15 protein-coding genes are annotated in these 22,089 nt (G+C 67.1%); 5 read left to right on the top strand and 10 right to left on the bottom strand.

Annotated features, from left to right (window positions below; all coding sequences use genetic code 11):
• Positions 1–143 precede the first annotated feature (143 nt).
• Positions 144–782 (top strand): FABP family protein, encoded by a 639-nt coding sequence (locus WKW82_RS32425; protein WP_340347001.1) that lies wholly within the window; start codon positions 144–146, stop codon positions 780–782.
• A gap of 167 nt (positions 783–949) precedes the next feature.
• On the opposite strand, the gene WKW82_RS32420 is transcribed toward WKW82_RS32425, so the two are convergent.
• From WKW82_RS32420 to WKW82_RS32395, 6 genes are all read right to left on the bottom strand, one after another.
• Positions 950–7,654 (bottom strand): autotransporter outer membrane beta-barrel domain-containing protein, encoded by a 6,705-nt coding sequence (locus WKW82_RS32420; protein WP_340347000.1) that lies wholly within the window; start codon positions 7,652–7,654, stop codon positions 950–952.
• 532 nt (positions 7,655–8,186) lie between these two features.
• The gene (locus WKW82_RS32415) at positions 8,187–9,092 is read right to left on the bottom strand and encodes an ornithine cyclodeaminase family protein (protein WP_340346999.1); all 906 of its coding nucleotides are present in this window, start codon (positions 9,090–9,092) and stop codon (positions 8,187–8,189) included.
• A 189-nt stretch (positions 9,093–9,281) separates the two neighbouring features.
• On the bottom strand, positions 9,282–9,404 hold the full coding sequence (locus WKW82_RS32410) for a hypothetical protein (protein WP_340346998.1): 123 nt from the start codon (positions 9,402–9,404) through the stop codon (positions 9,282–9,284).
• Between the two features lie 58 nt (positions 9,405–9,462).
• Positions 9,463–10,560: a strictosidine synthase gene (locus WKW82_RS32405; RefSeq protein WP_340346997.1), complete on the bottom strand. Its 1,098-nt coding sequence runs from the start codon at positions 10,558–10,560 to the stop codon at positions 9,463–9,465.
• Positions 10,560–10,688: a hypothetical protein gene (locus WKW82_RS32400; RefSeq protein ID WP_340346996.1), complete on the bottom strand. Its 129-nt coding sequence runs from the start codon at positions 10,686–10,688 to the stop codon at positions 10,560–10,562. Before WKW82_RS32400 ends, WKW82_RS32405 begins: the two co-directional genes overlap by 1 nt.
• Positions 10,685–10,930: a hypothetical protein gene (locus WKW82_RS32395; RefSeq protein ID WP_340346994.1), complete on the bottom strand. Its 246-nt coding sequence runs from the start codon at positions 10,928–10,930 to the stop codon at positions 10,685–10,687. Before WKW82_RS32395 ends, WKW82_RS32400 begins: the two co-directional genes overlap by 4 nt.
• 235 nt (positions 10,931–11,165) lie before the next feature.
• On the opposite strand from WKW82_RS32395, the gene WKW82_RS32390 reads away from it, so the two are divergent.
• Positions 11,166–11,330 (top strand): hypothetical protein, encoded by a 165-nt coding sequence (locus tag WKW82_RS32390; RefSeq protein WP_340346992.1) that lies wholly within the window; start codon positions 11,166–11,168, stop codon positions 11,328–11,330.
• Positions 11,331–11,370: 40 nt separating this feature from the next.
• On the opposite strand, the gene WKW82_RS32385 is transcribed toward WKW82_RS32390, so the two are convergent.
• From WKW82_RS32385 to WKW82_RS32375, 3 genes are all read right to left on the bottom strand, one after another.
• Positions 11,371–12,927: a long-chain-fatty-acid--CoA ligase gene (locus tag WKW82_RS32385; protein WP_340346991.1), complete on the bottom strand. Its 1,557-nt coding sequence runs from the start codon at positions 12,925–12,927 to the stop codon at positions 11,371–11,373.
• Between the two features lie 80 nt (positions 12,928–13,007).
• Positions 13,008–14,183, bottom strand: coding sequence for a cyclic nucleotide-binding domain-containing protein (locus WKW82_RS32380; RefSeq protein WP_340346990.1), 1,176 nt, complete (start codon positions 14,181–14,183; stop codon positions 13,008–13,010).
• 24 nt (positions 14,184–14,207) lie between these two features.
• Positions 14,208–15,443 carry an MFS transporter gene (locus WKW82_RS32375; RefSeq protein WP_340346989.1) on the bottom strand — a complete coding sequence of 412 codons (1,236 nt, stop codon included), beginning with the start codon at positions 15,441–15,443 and terminating at the stop codon, positions 14,208–14,210.
• A gap of 37 nt (positions 15,444–15,480) precedes the next feature.
• Here WKW82_RS32375 and WKW82_RS32370 point away from each other — a divergent pair, with 37 nt between their 5' ends.
• The 3 genes from WKW82_RS32370 to WKW82_RS32360 all read left to right on the top strand — a co-directional run bounded on the left by WKW82_RS32370 (position 15,481) and on the right by WKW82_RS32360 (position 19,826).
• Positions 15,481–16,074: a lysophospholipid acyltransferase family protein gene (locus WKW82_RS32370; RefSeq protein WP_340346987.1), complete on the top strand. Its 594-nt coding sequence runs from the start codon at positions 15,481–15,483 to the stop codon at positions 16,072–16,074.
• Positions 16,075–16,200: 126 nt separating this feature from the next.
• Complete coding sequence (locus tag WKW82_RS32365; protein WP_340346985.1) at positions 16,201–17,562, top strand: FAD-dependent oxidoreductase; 1,362 nt, start codon at positions 16,201–16,203, stop codon at positions 17,560–17,562.
• 467 nt (positions 17,563–18,029) lie between these two features.
• The gene (locus tag WKW82_RS32360; protein ID WP_340346984.1) at positions 18,030–19,826 is read left to right on the top strand and encodes a CotH kinase family protein; all 1,797 of its coding nucleotides are present in this window, start codon (positions 18,030–18,032) and stop codon (positions 19,824–19,826) included.
• A 23-nt stretch (positions 19,827–19,849) separates the two neighbouring features.
• Here WKW82_RS32360 and WKW82_RS32355 read toward each other — a convergent pair whose 3' ends face one another.
• Entirely contained in the window at positions 19,850–22,084 is a 2,235-nt protein-coding gene (locus tag WKW82_RS32355) for a response regulator (protein ID WP_340346982.1), read from the bottom strand.
• Positions 22,085–22,089: the final 5 nt, after the last annotated feature.

Here is a 22,089-nt window from a genome sequence, read left to right as displayed (position 1 = left end):
GTTTTGCGATCCGCATCGAGGTCGAGCCGGACACCGTCTTGAGTCATCATAGACACCGATGCCCGAAGCTCGTTGCGCGGCCTGGGAAGGCCTTCGAAGCGGCCGGGCCGCGAGTCCGCTCCCTCAAACTTCACACCCGATCCATGCCCACGTTCCCCGCCGACATCTACACCGAGCCTTCCGACCTCGACGGCCACACCCTCGCCAACCTCGGCCCCTTGCGCCGCATGGCCGGCCTGTGGCGCGGCGAGAAGGGCGTGGACGTCAAGCCCAAGGCGCAGGGCCCGAAGACGCAGACCTACATCGAGCACTACGAGCTGCAGCCCATCGACCCGCAGACCAACGGCCCGCAAGTGCTCTACGGCCTGCGCTATCACGCCTTCATCCACAAGACGGGCTTCACCAAGATGTACCACGACCAGGTCGGCTACTGGCTGTGGGAGCCGGCCACCGAGACCGTCATGCATACGCTGGCGATCCCGCGCGGCCAGGTCGCCATGGCCAGCGGCAAGGTGGCGGCCGACGCCGACAGCTTCGAGCTCGTGGCCACGCATGGCAGCCTGGTCAACGGCATCGTGTCCAACCCCTTCATCGAGCATGCGTTCACCACGCTGGAATGGCGCATCAAGGTCGCGTTCCATGCCGATGGCACCTGGTCCTACGACCAGGACACCGTGATGCAGATCAAGGGCCTCTCCGAACCCTTTCATCACACCGACCGCAACACACTCGCCAAGGTCGGCGAGCCCTCCCCCAACCCCCTCGCATTGCAGGCGCGGTGACACGCGCCTGCAGCGAGCCCTCCCCAGGAGACTCTGAACTCGGCTCGGGAGGGAATGCAAGGCGCAAACCACAGCCGTAGCCGAAGCCATGGCGAGGATTTGCAACGCCGCAGACCGCCCGGGCAGAGGATGCGCGGCCCGCGGAGGACTTGATCAGGGTCTCCCCATTACCAGCTGTACTTGATCCCGGCCTGCGCCTTGACCGAGCGGTAGCCGTTGCCGCCGACTTCCCCGCCGATGCTGCCCCAGGCACTCACGTTCTTCGTCAGGTTGCCCTGCAGGCCAAGCTTGACCTCGTAGCGGTTCGACGGCATCCGGTCGGTGACGCGATCGGTGTTGAACTGCATCGACTGGTCGAAGGAACTGCCGTGCCACCAGTTGAACTCCGCGAAGGGCCGCAGCATCCGGCCGCCCGCGCCGTTGTCCATGCTGCCGTGGATGCGGACGCCGAGCCGCGTGGTCACGCCCGAATCCTTCATGCCCGACACGAAGGTGCCGGTTGCTTCCAGGTGGTTGTCGGCGCGGTAGTTCTGCACCACCACCTGGGCCTGCGGCTCGATGTACATCTGGTTCTTGCCGTCGTCCAGCACCTTGAACGAGTAGCCCGCTTCCAGCGACGCCGTGTAGACGCGGGAGTTGTACTTGTCTTCCACCAGCCCCTGGCCCCGCACCTTGTTGTGGTACGAGCCGCCCATCACCCAGGCGTCCGCGTAGGGGCCGGTGCTGATGTCCGGGTTGCCGTACCAGGTGGCATAGACGCCCAGGCTGTAGCCGTCGACATCGCCGTGGGCCGACAGGCCGCCGGCATTCCTCGCGCGGTTGTTCGCGCTGCCGTACATGCCCATCGCGCCGATGCGGATGCTGCCTTCTGCGCCATCGCCGAAGCGCACCAGGTCGGCGCCGCCGTGCACCAGGTGGGCGTCGCTGTGCGTGTTGCCGGACCGGCCGGCGCCGTCGTAGTGGGTGGTCGTGTCCACCACGCGAAGCCAGCCATTGGCACTGCCCGACGCGGCGCGGTCCTGGCCGTCGTGGCCCTGGCGATCGTGCAGCGTGTGCACGGACATCTGCAGGGCCGCCTGGCGATTGGCCAGGTACGCGCCGACTTCAGGGCGATAGACCGGGAAGGCGATCGCGGGCCCTTCACCGCCGGCCATCCCGGACCCGGACCCGCTCCCGGATGCGTCGACCCCGGGCGGGCTCGTGATGACCGCCGAGCTGGTGCTCGAGAGATACCAGTCCTGCGCATTGCCGCCATCGCCGCCGCGCACCAGGTTGTAGTCGTAGGCGCCGGCCGCCAACGTACCCCGACCCGCGCGATAGCCATCCGACAGCGGGTCGAGCGTGAAAGCCGCGGCGACAGTCGTCCCGCCGTTGCGTGTTTCGACGACGCGGATGCCCTGCCGTGTCTGCGCACCGATGCCACCTGCTGACTTCACCACCAGCTCCGTGGACCCGGACGCCCTGCCGCCGTCGATCACCAGCTTGTCGGTGGCCGACGAATCGTTGCCCATGACGGTGCGGATGACCACATGGCCGTTGTTGCCGACGTAGTTGCCTTTCACCACCAGCACGTTGCCCGGTGCGGCGCCACCCAGTCCGGCGAGGTTCAATGTGCCGCTGTTGACCAGGCCGTTGGCCAGCGTCAGGGTGCTGTTGGCTGTGCTTGCCGATGCAGCCAGCGCGTTCGACATGGCAACGGTGCCGCTGTTGTTCACCTGGCCGTTGACCACGCCAGCGCCGGCGAGCACCGCCCCTGGCGTCACCGTCACCGGGCTGGCGCCTGCTGCCCCGAGCGCGCCCGGCGTCGCGGCGCTGCCGACCACCAGCGTGCCGGAAGCCACGTCGGTGCGGCCGGTGTGCTGGAGGTTGCTGCCCACCGACAAGGCACCCGCACCCGTCTTGACCAGGTCGCCGATGCCGCTCACCGCGTTGACCAGGTCTCCGTTGCTGGCCACGTCGGCCACGAGCTTGCCGCCATTCGCGATGGCGCCGCTGCCCAGGCCATCGGCCTTCCGGATCACGACCACGGCGCCCGACGCAATGGAGGTCGCTGCCGACAGCGCCGCGTTGGAACCCGACACCAGCAGGACGCCACCCTTGACGTTGAGGCTGCCGCCGCCCGTCAGCGACCCGTCCGCCCGGCCGCCATTGGCGATGTCCAGCGTGCCGCCTTGCAGCGCCAGCGTCGAGCCGGCAGCCGCCTGGAGTTGCCCGATCGCCTGCGCGGTTCCTGCGAGTTGTGCCTGTGTCGATTCGCTCAGGTTCAGCGCGCTGGTGCGGCCCAGCGCGTTGTCAGCCGCGAGGCGCAAGGTGCCGCTCTGCACTGTCGTGGCACCGGTGTAGTCGTTGCTGGTGTTGGAGAGCGACACCGCGCCGTCGCCCGCGTCGATCGCCAACTGGCCGGCGCCAGTGATGCGGGCCGACTGGTCCGCCGCGTTGCCCGCCGTGCCTTCGCGCTGCTGCAGGGTCAGCGTCTGGCCTGCTTGCAGGTCCAGTTGCGTCAGTCCGTAGTTGACGTAGAGGCCGTCGTCCTTCTGCGTGGTCAGGCGGAAGTCGTAGTCGCCCTTGGCCACCACCTGGCCGCCTTGCGCGATGTCGACGCTGCGCCGGTCCGAGATCCGCACGCCATCCTGGCCGCGCAGCACCAGCGCGCCGCCACTGCCGTTCGTGGTGGTGGCATTGACCAGCTTCACGCTGATGTTGCCGTCGTCCTGCTCCATCAGCGAAGCCTTGCCGTCGACCGTCGGCGTCACCGGGATGTACGGGGCGGGCACGTTGACCTGCACGCTGCCGGCGCCGCTGGCGTCCAGCGTGGCGACCGTGATGGTGCTGGCCGCGAGCTTCGCGTCCGGCAGCGTGGCGTCGAAGATCGCCGTGCCGCCGCTGAACTTCAGGCCGCCGAAGGTCTGGTTGCCGGTGCCCACGGTGGTGACGCTCTTCTCGCCGAGTTCGAGCGTGGCGTTCTGCAGCGTCGCCGTGTTGACACCGTCGAGTGCAAAGCGGCTGTCGCCGAGCTTGACCGTACCGGCAAAGGCGCTGCCCACGTTGCCGGTGAAATCGAAGGACTGGCCCGCCGTGTCGGTCGTGACCGTGCCGGTGCCCGCCAGCTTGTTGTTCAGCGCGAAGGCCCCTCCCGGCGCGACGGCCAGTGTGCTGCCGGCGTCGATCGAGATGATGCCGGTGTCGGCCTGGTTGTCGTCGAGCCTGATCGCGGTCTTGAGCGTGAACACCGATGCGTTGCTGAGGTTCAGGTTCTCGAAGTTGCGGATGCGGCTGGTCGCGCTGTGGTAGTTCATCTGCACGTCGTCGAGCACCAGCGTATCGCGCGCACTGCCCACCCCGCCATCGAGCCGGCCTGTCACCTCGACCGCGTTGCCGCGCAGGGTCACGGTGTCCTGTCCGGTGCCGCCGATGAATTCGCCGGTGATGCTGCTGTCGGCGAGCAAGGCGGTGTTGGTGCCATCGCCCAGGCTCACGTTGCCGGTGATCGCGCCGCCGTTGCTGTTCTCGAAGGCATGGCCGGAATCGTCGAGGCGCACCGCATCCGAGCCGGCCACGCCTTCGAGCACGCCCTTGTTCACCAGGGACCTGGGCGCGCCGGCGACCAGCACCGCTGCGGCGTTGGTCGACCGGATGACTGCGCCGCGAGCGATCGTGACCGTGTCCGCGGCCTTCACCAGGACGCCCTGGCCCGTGCCGGTGACATTGATGGAATTGCTGGCCACGGTGAGATTGCCCGTCGAGTTCGCATACACGCCCGATCCGTTGCCAGTGACGCTGATGTCGAAATTCTTGCCCACGGAAAAGTCGCCGGAGGTGGCGCCGCCGCCCGCGAGCGAGAAGGCGACACCCTTGCCAGCCGTGGTGCTGCTCACCAGCACCTTGCCGTGCGAGGCCGGGTCGAGGCGGTGCTCAGCCATCAAGGCCGCGCCGCTGCCCCGCATTTCAAGGAAGGTGCCGTCGAGCAGGACGTTGCCGGCCACGCCCTGGTTGACGACCAGGAGCCCGTAGCCGCCGCCCAGGCCGATGATCCGGGCCTTGTCCGTCAGCACGACCCTGCCGGAATCCGCTCCCACCAGCACGCCGGTGGCGCTGCCGTCGACCGTGACGGTGTTGGAGGTGGTCAACGTGCCGCCATCGTGGACGTAGAAGCCGGCCTTGCCGTCGTGCACGGTGATGGTTCCCAGGATGCCCCTCGCATCCGCCCCCACGCTCGAGCCGGCGCCCGTGACCTCGATGGCGGTCCCGTGCGCCACGTCGATGTTGCCGCCGTTGGTGAGTTCGGCGCCGTTCTTCACCTGGAACACGGTCACGTCCCGGCCTGTCGTCGAGATGTTTGCACTGTTGATGAAATTCGAATGGCCCGAGCCGACCTTCTCACCGGCCAGGTCGTACTTGTTGTCGTCGATCGCCACGGCAATCGCGCCATCGCTGAGCTTCAGGTTGGAGGCACCGGTCATGCTGCCCGTGGCGCCGCCTTCCACCTTGAGCGCGGTCGCCCCCACACCGCTGACCGTGATGTCGGTGTTGTCCAGGTCGACGGTGGAACCTGCGCCGGTGGCCCGGATGGCTGTCGATCCCTTGCCCGACGCGATCAAGGGCGCGGCCACCCGGTTGTGAATGGTCGCGCCATCCTCGATGAGGAACAGGGTCGAGTCTTCTGTCGAGACATCGAGCGCGCCGCCGGTTGGCGCCGTCTCGATGTTGATCACGGAGCTGGAGCCGTCGGCGAAGAAGCCGACCTGGCGCGTTCCCATGCCGAAGTTGACATCGCCGCCACGGATGTCGATCGTGCCGCCCGAGCGGGCGTGCACACCGATGGCGTGCTCGCCGCTCAGGTTCACGTTACCCAGCACGGCCACGTTGCTGCCGGCGCCCTCGGCCCACAAGCCGTAGTTCGGCAAGGTCGGATCGGTGGACGTCCCCACGTTGATGGTTCCCGAACTCGACGCCTTGCCACCGTTCGTGACCTTGATGCCGACCCCGTTGACGCCACTCAGGTTGATCGTGCCGGTGTTGCTCACAACAGACGAGCCGCTGGGGCCCACCACCCAGATCCCCTGGTTTTCCAGCGGCTCGCCGGGGCGGGCGCCCTTGATATCGATCGTGCCGCTGTTGGTCACGATGGCCGAGGTGGCGTTTTTCACCAGGATGCCGGTCGTGGCCTGCATGCCGGTGCCGATCACGATCAGGCCTTGGTTGTCGAACTCGCTGCTGTCCTGGACCTGCACGCCAACGCCGCCGGCGCGTACCGTGGTGTCGGCCCCGCCCGCCGCCAGGCTGCCGGCCAGGCTGCCAGCCGCAATCGTGCCGGCTGCCCCACGGCCAAGATAGATCACGCCGGTCGACGTGTTGATGACCCGGCCGTTGCCGCTCGCGAGAACGCCCATGACCGGGCTGGCCAGCTCGGAATTGTTCGATCCGAGATTCATGGCCCCCTCGTTGGTGAACAGGCCCTTGTTGCTCACGCTGATGCGGGAGAAGCCGGTCAGCTCCCGCGGGTCGGAGTTCACCGCGCCCACGTTCCAGACGCCTCGGTTGGTCAGGGCGGTGTCCTCACCGTCCACGATGGTGTTGCCGCCGATGTAGACGATGCCTGGCGCCGACGCATCCGCGGCGGTGGAGGCATAGCCGGTCGTGATCACCCCGTTGTTGAACCCCTTCGCCTTGGTGCGCAAGACGAAAACGTCCGCGGTGCCGGCCGTCTCGGCAATGCGGCCATCGTTGATGACGGTGGCGCCCTGCTCGCCCCACAATGCGACCCCGTCTGCAATTTCAACGGTCGTCCCCACCGGATTTGCGATGCGTGCCGTGGCGTTGGGGCCAACGGCGCGCAGCAGGGCGCGGTTGCCGGCCGGGATGAGCAAGGGGTCATTGGCCTGCAAAGGTGCGTCGCTGCCCGTGGGCATGACGTGGATGGTCACAGGCGATGCGCCGTAGCCCAGCTTCACGAAGGCCTCGTAGTCGGCATAGGCGATGCGTCTGGCCGCGACCTCCCTGACCAACCAGTCGTTGTACTGGGTCAGGGTCGCCAGGTTGGTCACCGTGTGGGAGGTGGTCGTGCCCTTCGAGTCGGTCACGTTGAACGTGCCCTTGTAGACCACGGCATCGAAGGTCTGGTCGCGCGACGCGGTTTGCGCCGGCGTGGCGGTGATCTGGTAGGCGTCGCCAAAGCGAACGTAGTTGCCCGAACGCCAGACGGCCTCGGTCTTCTTGGCTGTGGTGCCATCGACATAGACCACGTCGGTCTGCTTGGCGGCGCCCAGGTCGAGACGGCTGTTGCGCAGGTCGATATTCAGCGTGCCGTCCTTGACGGTCGCCAGACGCACATCGACATAAGGCTTGGCCCCCCTCGGGAAAATCTGGACCGCATTGACGAAATAAGCGTTGCTGAAACCGGTGCCGATCGGACCTTGCGTGAATGACGAGGCGCCATACACCGGCAGCGTCTGCATATTGCCAGTGATCGGATCCTTGATGGCAACGGTGCCACTCTTGGCGCCGACCACCAATTGCTGCTTGCCGGTCACATCGGGGGCGGTGACATATCCAGGAGGAATGGCGTCAGACCACGGAATGAAATATGCAGTGGGAATTTTCTCGAAATTGATCGTGCCGGAGAGGCTGTTGGTGCCTGCGGCATTGAATTCGGTCTGGCCGGCCTTGTTGCTGTTGCCTATGCTGGTCCAGGTGCCGGAAACAGTTGTATCGACCGCCATTGCCGCGCCGCTGCCGAGAAGCGCCGCCACACCGAGGAGAACTCGTGAAACTTTGGCGCGGGTGCTGGACTTGCTGCGGCCCTTGGCGGTTTCCGGCACTGCGGCAAAAGTGCCCGTCGATTCATTCCAGATGACGCGGTGATGCTTGTTCATTACAAATCTCCCCAAAGAAAACGGATGCATGAAAGCGATGTCGTCAACACGAAAATCACCAACCCATGCAAAATCCATCTCTGACGAGATTTGGCAGCTATCTAGATCTTGAGCTCCATTTCACACTTGCGTCTTTGAAGAGCTTTGCATGGCGTCTGTAGGACATTTCTGACGACAAGGGTAGTTTGCTCGCAATGTGTAGGACAAGGTCGATTTTGCGAATCTATTTCTGCCGAATTGCAAAATAAGTCCGGCGGCGCCAGCAGCAATTAGCCCGATAGTTCGCGTCGGCCAATTGAATTAAGAAGTTGGAGTGATATTTTCTTGTCGCAATCCTGCAACGCAACCGCAACGCCAGGCAAAAAATAATTCCCGGATTCGATTTGAGGTTATTCGCCGGCCGCGGCGACCAGCGTCAAATTAATCCAATAGTTCGCGGAGGCGAATTGAATTGATGAATTTGGGTGACAGGGTCCGGCCGGGTCATGCGGCGCAACGCCGGGGCCGGGCGAGAGCCTGTTGCCGGCACCGCCTATTGCGGCTGCGCAGCGTTCATCAGCGCCCGGTACACCAGCCCGGCGCTCGCGATGTCTTCCACCGCCACGCCAACCGACTTGAAGAGCGTGATGTCGTCGGGGTGCTGGCGTCCTGGGCGGCTTCCCTCGATGACCTCGCCCAGCTCCGCGAAGATGTGGCCGGCCGCGATCACATCGCCCGACTCACGCGACGCGGCCTCGCGTGCCTCGACGTAGAGGCGGCAGCGGCCCAGCGCTTCATCGTCCAGTTCGCGCCAGTCGGGCCGCGGCGCGCCGACCGTGTTGATGTGGACGCCCGGCTTCAGCCACCGGCCCTTCAGCACCGGCGTGCGTGAGGTCGTCGCGACGACGATCACATCTGCGCCGAGCACCGCATCCTCCGCCGAACTGGCCGCGCGCACGCCATGCTCGCGCGCGAAGGCCTCGCCATGGTTGGGACTCCACACACTCACCTCCTCGAAGGGGCGGATCAGGCGCAGCGCCTCCAGATGGCTTTTCGCCTGCACGCCCGCACCCAGGATCGCCAGCGAGCGCGCGTCCTTGCGGGCCAGCAGCCGCGTGGCCACCGCTGACACGGCGGCAGTGCGCATTTCCGTGATGAGCCGCCCGTCCATCACGGCCATCGGCTCGCCGGTCTCCTGCCGGAACAGCAGGATCAGCGCGTGGTGCGTGTGCACGCCCTTGTTGTCCGGATAGAAGGTCACCAGCTTGGCGCCCAGCTGACCCGAGACGCTCGCCGGCATCGTGAAGAAGAAGCCGCCTTGCCCGGGGACGGACAGCACGTTGCGCAGCGGCTGCACGGCCCCACCGGAGGACAGTGCACGCAGGGCATCTTCCATGGCGGGGATCAACGCGTCCATCTGCAGGAGCCGGCGCACTGCATGCTCGTCGAGGAATTTCATGAGACCTTCTCACTTCAACCGAACCTCATGCCAGTATCCATGGCGCGGGGCGCTGGCCGCGTCCCCTTCTGAGGGGAGCGCGGCAAATGCTGTTTCGGCGCACCGGGCAGGGACAGATATCCGCACGGCCGCCGAATACGCCCCTGTTGAAGAAGGCCTCCTGGCCGAGGTCGAGGTTCTGAGCGACGGTCATCGTCGGCACGGCACCAGGCGGGTCTCCTGGAACACCATCGCGATGCCCTTTTGGCGTGCTTCGAGCGGCGCCTTCAGGACGCCGGTGTATTTCCCGGTGGCGCCGCGCAGTTCGAGCACGTTGTTGAACGCAATGCTTGCCGACGGAATGCCTGTGACACCGCGGTGCGCATATCCGTCATGCCGCGCCCTCCATGGCTTCGAACGGCACCCGCAGCAAGCGTCCGCTGCCCTTCGATGCGGCATACAGCGCGCCCCTGAACTCGGCCACCGCCGTGATGCCGTGATGCTGGCCATCGACCTGGCTGTGCAGTGAGCGAATCGTGCGGCCCGTCGCGTCGACGTGCAACACCAGCCCGTAGGAACGCGGCGGCGCCCAGCGTTTGAGCACGACGTCCCCGCTCTGCAGCGGCTCCAGGAAGTTGGCGCCCGAACGCAGCGCCGGCGCGATCCACAAGCTCGGCTTGACCCCCTGCAGCATGCGCTTTCGAAACGCGTCCTCGCGCAGGATGAACTCGACCAGTTGCGTGCGGCAGACGAAGCAGGTGAGCCAGAAGCCGCCCGCCTTGGCTGGCGCCATGCGCGAGGGATAGCCCGGCAGGTCCGACAGCATCGGTGTGGGCTTCGCGCCTTTCGCGCTCCCCGTGCGCACCACGCGATGCCGCCAGCTTTCGCTGAAGATGACCTCGCCATTCAACGCAAGCACACCAAAGGCGTGGTGCAGGCGGCTGGCCAGCAGTTCAGCCTGCCCGCCGCTGCCCCATCGCACCACCCGCCCGCTGCGGCCCTTCTCCATGAGATCCCGGCACCAGTCGGCCGGTGCATGCTGCGCCGAGCCATCGCTGAGCAGGATGTTGTCGCCGCTTTCGTCGAAGCACAGCGCATTGACGCCGCACAGCGGCACACCCGCGACCTCGTCAAGACCGGCCCGTTCGACCCATCCCTTGCGGCCCTGCGACATCACGCTCATGCGCTTGCCCTCCAGCGCCAGCGCTACCGCGCCGTTCTCATGCACCGCCAGCGCGGTGATGTCCGCATCCACGCGAAGCTGCTCGACCAGGCGATCGCCCTCCAGCCTGTAGAGCACCGGCCCGGCCGTCGCATACAGCGAGAACCCATCGGTCGCCAGATCGTCGATGCCCTCCAGTTCCGCCACCACCTGCGCGTTGTCCAACACCCGGTTGGGCTCGAGCGCGCCGTCCATCACCGGCACCGCGGGGGCCGCGCTACCACGGCCCGACACCCGGTCCACAAAGCGGCCCAGTGCGCCGCGCATCAGGCGGCCCTCCAGGGGCGTTGGTACTTCGAGATGTCGGCATCGGGCAGCTCGTACACGCCGATGCGCTTGTTGGAGATGCCGCCCGGGTAAAGGTGGCCCTTGTGTTCGCGCATCGAGGTGATCATCTGTTGATTCTCTCCGCCCCCAGATCCCGCAGTGTCTCCATAACCTCGCCTGCTCCGTTGAACTTCAGCACCCAGCCGGTGTTGATGTTGGGAAACAGCCATTCGTCGACAGGCAAGCGTTGCGCCATGCGCTTGCGCGACACGCTCAACGTGCGGCTGACGGACCGCTTCGACTTCAGGCTGCGCGTTGCGCGCAAGCCGTCGGCTGTGGTCGTTTCGAAAAATGCGCGATCAATGATCATTCTTGATGGACTTCTGAACCTAGAAAAAGCAGTTGACCGCGCTCAACCTTTGGAAAAGCAGCATGGAGCCTGAAACTCCTTCAACGCCGCACGCCTTTTTTCGCCCTCTCGGCCCTGACTGGGCCGCCTGGGCTCTGCAGCCCAGGCCCAGGACGCCGCCAAGTGCCCGACGCGCACCGTCCGGCTGGTCACGCCCTATCCGACGGGTGGAGGCGCGCCAGACACGATTGCCCGGGTGCTGGCCGAGAAGCCGCGCAAGTCGCGCAAGTCGGGCAAGTCGGGCAAGTCGGGCAAGTCGGGCAAGTCGGGCAAGTCGGGCAAGCCGGGCAAGTCGGGCAAGTCGGGCAAGTCGGGCAAGAGCGTGATCGTTAGGGCAGCCCGCTGGCAGGTGTGTCGGTGAAGAGGATGTGCGCTGCGCGGTGCGGGTGTCCAGCGCCGCCCTACGCGACCTGGCGCGTGCGCCCTTCCCAATACGGCTTGCGCAGATCCTTCTTCAACACCTTGCCGGTCGGATTGCGCGGCAACGCGTCGATGACATCGAAGGACTTCGGGCACTTGAAGGAGGCCAGCCGCTCGCGGCACCACGCCATCATCTGCGCGGTGTCGATCTCGGCGCCCGACCTCGCCACGATGACCGCCTTCGGCACCTCGCCCCACTTCTCGTCCGGCACGCCGATCACGGCCACGTCCTCGATCAACGGGTGCTCCACCATCACCCGCTCGATCTCGGCCGGATAGATGTTCTCGCCGCCGCTGATGATCATGTCCTTGATGCGGTCGGTGACGTAGAGGTACCCGTCCGCATCGAAGTGGCCGCCGTCGCCGGAGCGCAGCCAGCCGTCCTCCGTGATCGCCGCGGCGGTGGCCTCCGGCTTGCCCCAGTAGCCGCCCATGATCTGCTCGCTGCGCACCCAGATTTCGCCGGGCTCGCCGGCCGCCACGGGCGTGCCATCCACCGGGTCGCAGACCTTGATCTCGACGCCGTGGATCGGCTTGCCCGCCGACACCAGCCGGTGCGCCACCGCCGGGTCCGCATGGTCCGCCGCGCCCAGCACGGTCACCACCCCGCATTGCTCGGTCATGCCGTAGACCTGCTGCATCACGCCGGGGAAGATCTCATGGGTCGCGCGCATCACAGGCAGCGGCATCGGCGATGCGCCGTAGGAAAGTGTCTTCAGGGCCGAGTAGTCGCGATCCCCCGCGCCGGGCACCTTGACCATCATCGCCAGCAACGCGGGCACCAGGAAGGTGTGGGTGATCCTCTCGCGCTCCAGCATCTCCAGCACCGCCGCGGGGTCCGGCATGCGCACCATGTGGATGCGCGCGCCCTGGCCGATGACCGCGAGCGAATAGCTGGTGCCGCCGACATGGAACAACGGCATCGCGACCTGCACGATCGAGTCGAAGCCGATCGACTGGTCCACCGCCACGTTGTGCGCATGCGCGACCATGCCGCGGTGCGTAAGCATGGCGCCCTTCGGGAAGCCGGTGGTGCCGGAGGTGTAGAGCTGCACGAAGCAGTCCTCAGGCTTGGACGGATGGACGGAGGCATCAGGCTCTTGCGCGGCCAACCAAGCCTCGTATTCATCGTCGGGGCCGCCGATGCGGATCACGCGCTCGACGGTGGGCAGCTTGTCGCGCAACTGAGCGACGGCGCCCGCGAACTCTGGCCCGACGAAGAGGATGCGCGCACGCGCGTCGTTGATCACATAGGCGATCTCGGGCGGCGCCAGGCGGAAGTTGACCACCGCGTTGGCCGTGCCGACCTGCGCGCAGGCCAGCGTCAGTTCCAGGCAGGCCGGATGGTTGAGGTCCAGCACGGCGATGCGGTCGCCGGGCACGAGGCCCGCGGCGCGTTGGGCGGCCGCATTGCGCCGCACGCGCGTGGCCAGTTCAGCCCATGTCCAGTTCGATGCGCCGAAGGTGATGGCGACGGTATCGGGTCGCTCTGCTTCCCATTTGGCGAGGATGGCGGTGAAGTCTGTCGGCTTGGACATGGTGTCGGGTCTCCTGAATATTGATTTGATTTTTCCGGCGCGATGCCTGCGCCGCCCGGGATCGTAGCAACGCGACGGCGCTACTGAAGCACGCCGAGCCCCACCACCTCGAAGGCCCAGAGCCCCAGCACCACGTGCGACACCGACACACCGACAAGCCCGCCCTGCCGCGCATACAGCCACCCCCAGAACAGCCCCGCCATGAAGGCAATGCCGGCCAGTCCCGGTGACACATACAGGTGCGCCGCCGAGAAGATGATGTTGGCGCCGACGATGGCCAGCCATGTGCGCCAGCGCCCGGTCAGGAAGTGCGTCAGCGGACCCTGCACGCCGCCGCGATAGATCAGCTCCTGGAACGGCGCGAAGAATACGTAGGCCGCGGCCAGCCAAGGGTTGAATTCGCCGGGAAACACGCCGGGCGACGGCGGGAACATCTTGAACACCGGCATGCCTTCCATGCCCGGCACCCATGCGATCAGCGCCAGCTTGAGCAACACCGTGCCGGCCATCAACGGCAGCGTGAACAGCAACGCCTCGCGCACGTGGCGGCCGGCATGCTCGGTCTTCAATCCGAAGAAGCGCGCCGGGTACTTCGACACACGCACGAAGGCATAGAGGATCGCGCAGCAGACAACGATCGCGGGCACCGTGACGAACTCGCTGCGGCCGAAGGTCTCCTTGACCTCGATGGCCGTGCCCAGCACCCAGGTGTAGACGGTGTAGGCCAGCATCAGCAGCAGCGTGAAGCGCCCCATCACCGCGCGCATCTGTTCTTCCGCCAGCATGCGATCGGCAGCAGCCGCGTTGTTGACGTTGGCCAGGCGCAGTCGTTCGGCCACCAGCGCGCCAATGTCGATCAACACGGGCACCAGCGAGGGTCGCGATTCGGCCAGGTGGACGATGTCTGGCAGCGGCAGGGCCAGGGTGCGGACCGGCCCCTCAGCGCGCACGGTGGCCGAGCGCGGCACGATGTCGAACAAGGCCATCTCTCCGATCGAGTCGCCTGGCCCGACCCGGTTGATCACGTGCTCGTCGCCCTTGGCGCCGCGCTTGAGCACCTGCGCCTGGCCACGTTCGAGGATGAGCAGGTCCTGCGGCATGTCGCCCTCACGCACCAGGTCGGCGCCGTCGGCGTAGTCGACCCAGCGCGTGCTGCCGGCAAGTGCCGCCAGGTCGGCAGGGCCGCAACGCCGGAAGATGGGGCAGCGGCCCAGCAGGGCCATGGCGGCGGCGTCTTCGGGCTGGACGGGATCCATGACTGCCAAGGTTCCTAAGCCTTTTCAGCCAAGCGCGCCGGCTTGCCGGGGCAAGCGCAGCACGGCCGGGGCACACAGCAGCATCAGTCCACCGGCAAGGCCCACCGCCGCTTCGAGCCCCGAAAGCGCATCGCCGCCTCGCCCGGCCACATAGCCCATCGCGAGGCTGCCGACCAGCAGCCCGACGTCGGTCAACCAGGCCACGGCTCCCTGGGCCAGGGCCTGCGCATCCGGCGGCAACGCACGCGCGGCGGCATAGCGCAACGGCCCGCCCGACAGCAGGCCGATGCCGAAGCCCAGCGCCGCGCCGCCGACCATGAAGAAGGCCGCGTCGGGCGGTGCGGCCACGACCATCAGCACGCCCGCGAGCGCAGTGGCCATGCCGATCAGCACCATGGACCGCGCACCCATTCGGTCCAGCGAACGGATCACGAAGGCCGTGGCGCACAGGCCGCCCAGCAGCAGCGGCACCATCAGCGGCGCCGTGGACTTCATGTCCAGGCCCAGCCGGATGGCCGCCACGGAAGGCATCCACACCAGCACCGCCTGCCCCGCACCGGTGCCCAGCGCCAGCAGCGCGGTCGCATGCATCGGCCGGCTGAAGGCCAGCCACCAGGGCGCTGCGGGCCGCGCGTCGTGGGGTGACGATGCGGCCGGCAAGGGCCACGCCAGCGACAACAAGGCCAGGCAGGCGCCCAGCCCGAACGCGCTGCGCCACCCCAATTCCAGCAGCCATGGCGTGCCGATGGTGGCCGCGACGTAGCTCAGGCCGTAGGCCATCGATGTCTGGCCCAGCAACCGGCCCTGCTGTGCCGCCGGCCAGTGGACCACGATGACCGCCGCCACCAGCGGCAGCAAGGGGCCGAGCGCCAAGCCCTGCAGCGCACGCGCGAACAACACGCCGTCGGGACTGGGCAGCACGGTGGCCAGGCCGCCCGACACCACGGCCAGCAACAGGCAGGCACGCAACAGTTGCGTGGCGCCCCTGCGTCGCGCGGCCATCGCCGCCAGCGGCACCGCCAACAGCGTCGCCGCGACAAAGACCGACAGAAGCAAGGACGCCAGCTGCGCCGACGCGCCCGTGGCAGATTGCATGGCCGGCAGCACGTAGCCGATGGCGCCGGCCTCGAAGCCTGCCGTCACGGCTGCGCCCAGCAGCGCGAGCATGCGGCGGGACGCAGCATCGGTCGAAGCGGCAGGCGTCGATGTCACGGCGGCCGGCGCCGGGCGGTCGATCTTCGGTTCCAGAGGTTCCGGCATCAAATGAGTGTAGGCGCTTGCTATATGCTCGCGTCCCGTGGCACACACCATATTCAACACACCCTTGCTGGAGCCCTTGCTTCGCGCTTCGTCACGGGGCATGTTGCGCCTGCTGGGATGGCGGCTGGAGGGCGAGTTGTCGCCACGCGCGGCACGATGCGTCGTCATCGCGGCGCCGCACACCAGCAACTGGGATTTCCCTTTCACGCTCATGGCCGCCTTCGGGCTGGGCATGAACATCCGCTGGCTGGGCAAGGCCTCCCTGTTCCCCGCACCTTTCGGCTGGCTGATGCGCTGGCTGGGCGGCATTCCCGTGCACCGCGACCGTGCCAACAACCTTGTCGCGGCATCGATCCTTGCATTGACATCGGCCCCCGGCGGGCTGCAGTTGGTGGTGTCCCCCGAAGGCACGCGCAAGCACACCACGCAATGGAAGTCCGGCTTTCACCACATCGCGCGCGGGGCCGGACTGCCGATCCAGCTGTCGTACCTGGACTGGGGCGGCCGCCGCTGTGGACTCGGGCCGCTGGTCGACCCGGGCGAGGATGTCGAAGCCGACATCGCGCGGATCCGGGCCTTCTATGCGCCGTTCAAGGGGCGGAACCGGGATCAGTTCGACGCAGGGGCTTGAAGCCCGCCCTCCCCACCTACATCCGATGGTGGACGCTTCGCCGGTCTTGAGCGCGTAAAAGAGACGACTGGCCAGGAGCCTTCGCTCGCCAACTTTCGACGAGCGGTATCGAGACTGGAGTCGCCCATGGGCAATGCTTCGGAATCCGGTGCGCGCATGCATCGCGCGGTGGTGATCGGCGCGGGCGTCGGCGGGTTGTGCGCGGCTGCCGCGCTCGCCGCGCACTTCGATGAAGTCGTGGTGCTGGATCGGGACCGCCTTCCCGATGGCCCCCACAACCGTGCCGGCATACCGCAAGGGCGGCATGGGCATGCGCTGCTCACCGGCGGCTTGCGCGCAATGGAGCAGTTGCTGCCCGGCTTCGGCGAGCGGCTTTCGAGTGGTGGCGCGGTTCACTACACCGTGGGGCTGGATGGCCACATCGAGCGGCCCGGGTTCGATCCCTATCCGCGGCGCGACCTCGGATTCAGCGGCCTGTCGATGACACGCGCCCTGCTCGAATGGACCCTGCGCAGCTGCCTGCAGGCGTTGCACGGTGTCCTGTTGCGCCAGGACACACGCGTGCTGGAGATCCTGGCGTCCGACGACGGCGGGACCGTGACCGGCGTGCGTTGCGAAGCGCCCGGCGGTACCCACGCAATGCTCGACGCGGCCCTGGTGGTCGACGCATCGGGTCGCGGCACCCCCTGCCTTGCGTTGCTCGAGCGCACGGGCCAACCTGCGCCACCGGAAACCCTGATCGGCCTGGACATCGGCTACACGAGCGCGATGTTCACCAGGCCCGCGAACGCGCCGACCGACTGGAAGATCCTCATGCACATTCCACAGGCGCCGAAGAGCAGCCGTGGCGGATTCATGTTTTGCATCGAGGGCGATCGCTGGCTGGTCTCGCTCGGTGGCCGCGGCGAGGAGAAGCCGCCGGGCGACATGGACGGCTTCCTGGCGTTCACGAAGACGCTGCGCACGCCGACGATGCATGACGCCTTGCGAGATGCGCGCCCCGAAGGCGAGCCGGTCCGCATGGCATTCCCCGGCAGCGCCTGGCGACACTTCTCCCGGCTCGACCACTTTCCGCGCGGCCTGCTGCCCATCGGCGATGCGATCTGCCGCTTCAACCCGCTCTACGGTCAAGGCATGTCCGTGGTGGCGCGCGAGGCCTGCGTGTTGCGCGAGTTGTTGACCGCGGGCGGCGGCGATCCGCTCGACGGCCTCGCCGCACGCTTCCTGCCGGCCGCGGACGCGATCATCGAGACGCCGTGGGCCATGTCGGCCATGCCGGACCTGATGTATCCGCAAACCGTGGGCGAACGCCCCGCGGACCTGATGAACATCCTGCAGTACAGCGCCGCACTGACACGGCTTGGCGCCACCGATCCGGCGGTGCACAAGCTGATGTCCGAGGTACAGCACTTGCTGAAACCACGCAGTGCGTTGCGCGAGCCGGCGCTGGCCGCGCGCGTGATGGAGATGATGAAGGCCGCGGCATAGCGCGCCGCTGCCGGCATGAGCCGGACCCACCCGGGCAGGCACTCGACGACGTCTATCACGGGCAGTTCTCTGACAACGTTACGAATCGCGGCTTTTCATACTGGTTGCTCACATTTCCCGGGCAATTCATGGCACAACTCGACGAACGTTACTGGGCGCTGATGCTCTGCTGCTCGCTTGCGGCATGCGGAGGGGGTGGAGGCTCGTCCGGTGGCGTCGCATTCGCGCCGCCCGTCGCGCAGGGGGACGCAGCCGCACCGCCCGCTTCCACGGCCACGGCGTCAACCGATACCTCCAGCGCGGCCAGCCCTCCGGCAGCGCCTTCGCCGCCAGTCCCTGCGGTTCCGCCGGGCGACAATACACCCGCACCCGCGCCGCCGGCAGCAATGCCAGCTCCGCCGCCTACTGCCTCCCCACAACCACCTGCGCCGCCTGCGCCGCCTGCGCCGCCTGCGCCGCCGGCAGCAATGCCAGCGCCGCCACCTGCTGCGCCGCCTGCCGCCTCCCCACAACCACCTCCGCCGCCTGCGCCGCAGCCTCAGACCATCACCGGGCAAATCGACAGCAGCGCGCTGGCGACGGCGCAGGGCGCTGCCCTCAAGGTCTGTCTGGACCAGGATGGCGACTTCGTTTGCGGTGCGAGCGAGCCGACCGCCCAGGCCGATGCCACGGGCGGTTTTTCACTCGCCTTCGACAGCGGCATCAAGACCGAGACGCTGAATCTCATCGCCATGTTTCCTGCGGTTGGCGCGCCTGCGCAGGCCGCTTACGCACTGGCGGCACGTGCGCGCACCGGTACCGCCGTCAGCGCACTCACGACGCTGGAAGCCGCACACGCAGCCACGCCGGCCGGCTGGATGCGCATGTCGCCAACAGTGGACATCCACGACCCCGCCAACGCTGCTGCGAAGCAGATCAACCTGGCCATCCAGCCGGCGTACATGAAAGCCGTCGCGAGCCTGACGACGCGAACGGTCGATGCGCTCGCACCCCAGCCCGCCGCGATGCGCGCTGCACAGGTCGTGGAGCAGGTCCTGACGGACTACATCGATCCCCAGGGCGGCCAGCTGCTGCGCACGGTCTCACCGCGCACCGTGGCAGTCCAGACGATGGCCAGCATCAGCCCTTCGACTTGCGACGCCGGCACCGTCACGGCCATGACCATCAACACCTCCGGCGCCGCACCCATCCTCGACAAGGAAACGTATGTCGCCGGGACCGTGCAGCTTGCGGGCGGCACGGCGATGACCACCGGCATCCGGGGCCGCGGCAACAGCACCTGGGACATGCCGAAGAAGCCCTACCGTCTGAAGCTGGACACCAAGGCATCGATGCTCGGCATGCCTGCAGACAAGGACTGGGTGCTGCTGGCCAACTTCTCCGACAAGACGCTGATGCGCAACAGCGTCGCAACCTGCCTCAGCCAGATGCTGGGCTTCGACTACACGCCGCCAGAACGCTACGTCGAGCTGACGCTCAACAACGAGTACCTCGGCGTCTACCAGCTCACCGACCAGATCGAGGCCGAGGACGCACGCGTCAACATCGGCAAGGCCACCACGACGATCGACGATCCGGGCATGGCGTTCCTGCTCGAGATCGATGCACGGCTGGACGAAGACTTCTGGTTCTACAGCGCGCGCAGAGTGCCCTACACCGTCAAATCCGACGTGGTGGCGGAGCAGATGCCCAACATCAGGAACTTCATTGCCAGCCTCGAGACCGCGATGTGGTCCCCGGGCTTCAAGGACCCGGAGTCCGGCTATGGCAAGTACCTCGAGACCGATACCCTCGTCGACTACTACCTGCTCAAGCAATACATCCGCAACCACGATGCGTTCGGGAGCAGCACCTTCACCTGGCGCCCACGCGACGGCAAGCTTCACTTCGGCCCGGTGTGGGACCACGACCTCAGCGCCGGCAACATCAACTACGACGGCAGCGCGGCGACCACGGGCTGGGAGGACTACTTCCAGAGTCCCTACATCGTCCGCCTGATGCAGGACGAGCAATTCGTGCGCCACCTCAACGTGCGCTGGAAGTACCTGTCGGCGCGCCTGCCCGAGATCCAGACATTCATCGACAGCACGGCGCAAACGCTGGAGGCGCCGCAGCAGCGCAACTTCACGAAGTGGCCGATCCTCGGCAGCTATGTGTGGCCCAACGCGGTCGTCACCGGCTCCTATGCGGGGGAAGTCGCCTACCTGAAGACCTGGCTCACCAGCCGGGGGCAATGGATGAACACCCAGCTGACGGCGCAGTAGGGATCAGGACAGACACCGGGTACTCACACCCTCACGCGCGCCCGCCACTCATCGATGCACGCCAGCATCAAGGTCGTATCCGCGGGCTTGACGAAGTGCCGGTCGAAGCCCGCGTCGACCGCGGCTTGCCGGTCGCTGCGCTGGCCGTAACCGGTCAACGCTATGAGCAGCATCCCCGGGCCCTCCGGCAGCAGGCGGATGCGACGCGCCACCTCGTAGCCATCGAGCACCGGCAGGCCGATGTCGAGGATGGCGACGTGCGGCTTGAAAGCATCCAGTTCGGCCAACGCCTCCCGCCCATCGCGCGCCACGCGGACCTCGTGGCCATCCAGTTCCAGCACCGCCGCGATGGCAACGGCCGCATCGTGGTTGTCGTCCACCACCAGGATGCGCTCCGCGTTCCCACGCTCAACCGCGGTAGCCACCGCAGCCAAGGCCTCGGGCGCTTCATCGCACATCACATCCGGCAGCCGCACCTTGAATTCAGCCCCCTGGTCGAAGCCCGCGCTGAAGACCTCGATATCCCCGCCATGCAATTGCGCCAGCCGCCGCGCAAGCGTGAGCCCCACGCCCAGTCCGCCCTGCGAGCGGTCCAGCCCGCGCTTGCCCTGCGCGAACAGGTCGAAGATGCGAGGCAGCAGTTCGGGGTCGATGCCCATGCCATGGTCGACCACCGACACCACCACGTCGTCGCCATCGATGCGCGAGTGCAGCGAGATGGCGGTTTCCTCCGGGCTGTACTTCGACGCGTTGTGCAGCAGGTTGGCCACCACCTGCGTCAGCCGCGCGACGTCGCCTTGCAGCCAGACCGGGTGCGGCGGCAGGTCGACCACCAGCGCCTGCTTGCGGCTTTCGATGAGGCCGTGCACCGTCTCCACGCCTTGCGAGATCACCGCGTTCAGGTCCAGCCGCTCGCGCTTCAGCACGATCTTGCCTTGGCTGATGCGCGTGACGTCGAGCAGCTCCTCGATCAGCCGCGTCATCTGCCGAAGCTGCCGGTTGGCAATGTCGATGGCCCAGTCCACCTTCGGATGCGGCGCGGCCGAGCGGCGCACCACCTCCACCGCCATCTGGATCGGCGCCAGCGGGTTGCGCAGCTCGTGCGACATCATCGCGAGGAACTCGTCCTTGCGGCGGTTGGAATCCTGCAACTCCTCCTGCGCCGCCATGCGCTCGCGCACCTCGCGTTGCAGCACGCCGTAGAGCCTGACGTTCTCGAAGGCGCTGGCTGCGCGCGCGGCGATCTCCTCCAGCAGCATGGTGAGGTGCGCCTTCCAGGGGCTCTCGGTATCCGGCGCGACCAGGATCGCACCCAGCACACGCTCGCCCACCAGCAGCGGCACGGCGATGAAGGAATCCAGCGTCGACAGGCGGCGTGCATGCATCGACGCCAGTGCTGGCGAGCCATCGCCGGGCGCGCGCACGACGGCGCGCACCACGCGGCGCTCGCGCGAGGCGATCGCATCGGCCAGCGTGTCGCGCAGCAGCGGATCAAGGTCGGTCTCGGGCAGTCGCGAGGTGTACACACGACGTTCCGAGCCCGCCCCCAGAGGGGACGGCAAGGCCACATCGACCTGCGTCGCCGACGCCACCAACGCCTCCGACTGGCCGAAGTCCGGGTCGGTCAGTTGCACCACCGCGAACGCAGCCAGCTCGGGGATCAGCAGCTCCGCGCACTGGTTCATCGCCACCTCGGCCTGCAGCGAGCCGCTGAGCATGCGGCTGGCCCGCGCCAGGAAGGCGGAGCACCGGTCGTTCTCTTCCGCGATACGACGCGCCGCATCGGCCGCGAGCACGGCGGCCTTGCTGTCGGCCTGGCGGCGGATCTGGCGCGTCATGAGGTAGAGCGAGACGAACACGCCGACCTTGCTGCGCAGGATCTCCGGCACCACCGGCGACAGGATGTAGTCGACCGCACCGAGCGAATAGCCCTTGGCCGTCTGCACCTCGTCCGCATAGGAGGTAATGAAGATGATGGGCGTGTGCGCGGAACGCCGGTGCTTGCGGATCAGCGCCGCGGTCTCGAAGCCGTCGATGTCCGGCATGTTGACGTCGAGCAGGATCACCGCGAACTCGCGCTTGAGGATCTCGCGCAGCGCCGCGGCGCCGGACTGCACCGGCACCAGGTTCTGCCCCATCTCCTCGAGCACGGTCTGGAACACCAGCAGCTTCTCGGGAAGATCGTCGACGATCAGGATGTTCGCCTTCTCCTCCGCGCCCGACTCTGCCGCGCTGTCTTCGATCGGTGCTTCGTTCATACGGG

The organism is Variovorax rhizosphaerae, from assembly GCF_037889975.1.
In the GTDB taxonomy this organism is placed as follows: domain Bacteria; phylum Pseudomonadota; class Gammaproteobacteria; order Burkholderiales; family Burkholderiaceae_C; genus Variovorax; species Variovorax rhizosphaerae.
The sequence above is the reverse complement of the archived record's forward strand: the minus strand, read 5'-3'. Positions and strand labels throughout refer to the sequence as shown.

What these genes read in the sequence shown, in the direction of transcription:
- WKW82_RS32425 (WP_340347001.1), top strand. Translation starts at nt 144, where the DNA reads ATGCCCACGTTCCCCGCCGACATCTACACCGAGCCTTCCGACCTCGAC.
- WKW82_RS32420 (WP_340347000.1), bottom strand. Translation starts at nt 7,654, where the DNA reads ATGAACAAGCATCACCGCGTCATCTGGAATGAATCGACGGGCACTTTT.
- WKW82_RS32415 (WP_340346999.1), bottom strand. Translation starts at nt 9,092, where the DNA reads ATGAAATTCCTCGACGAGCATGCAGTGCGCCGGCTCCTGCAGATGGAC.
- WKW82_RS32405 (WP_340346997.1), bottom strand. Translation starts at nt 10,560, where the DNA reads ATGCGCGGCGCACTGGGCCGCTTTGTGGACCGGGTGTCGGGCCGTGGT.
- WKW82_RS32400 (WP_340346996.1), bottom strand. Translation starts at nt 10,688, where the DNA reads ATGATCACCTCGATGCGCGAACACAAGGGCCACCTTTACCCGGGCGGC.
- WKW82_RS32395 (WP_340346994.1), bottom strand. Translation starts at nt 10,930, where the DNA reads ATGATCATTGATCGCGCATTTTTCGAAACGACCACAGCCGACGGCTTG.
- WKW82_RS32385 (WP_340346991.1), bottom strand. Translation starts at nt 12,927, where the DNA reads ATGTCCAAGCCGACAGACTTCACCGCCATCCTCGCCAAATGGGAAGCA.
- WKW82_RS32380 (WP_340346990.1), bottom strand. Translation starts at nt 14,183, where the DNA reads ATGGATCCCGTCCAGCCCGAAGACGCCGCCGCCATGGCCCTGCTGGGC.
- WKW82_RS32375 (WP_340346989.1), bottom strand. Translation starts at nt 15,443, where the DNA reads ATGCCGGAACCTCTGGAACCGAAGATCGACCGCCCGGCGCCGGCCGCC.
- WKW82_RS32365 (WP_340346985.1), top strand. Translation starts at nt 16,201, where the DNA reads ATGGGCAATGCTTCGGAATCCGGTGCGCGCATGCATCGCGCGGTGGTG.
- WKW82_RS32360 (WP_340346984.1), top strand. Translation starts at nt 18,030, where the DNA reads ATGCCAGCGCCGCCACCTGCTGCGCCGCCTGCCGCCTCCCCACAACCA.
- WKW82_RS32355 (WP_340346982.1), bottom strand. Translation starts at nt 22,084, where the DNA reads ATGAACGAAGCACCGATCGAAGACAGCGCGGCAGAGTCGGGCGCGGAG.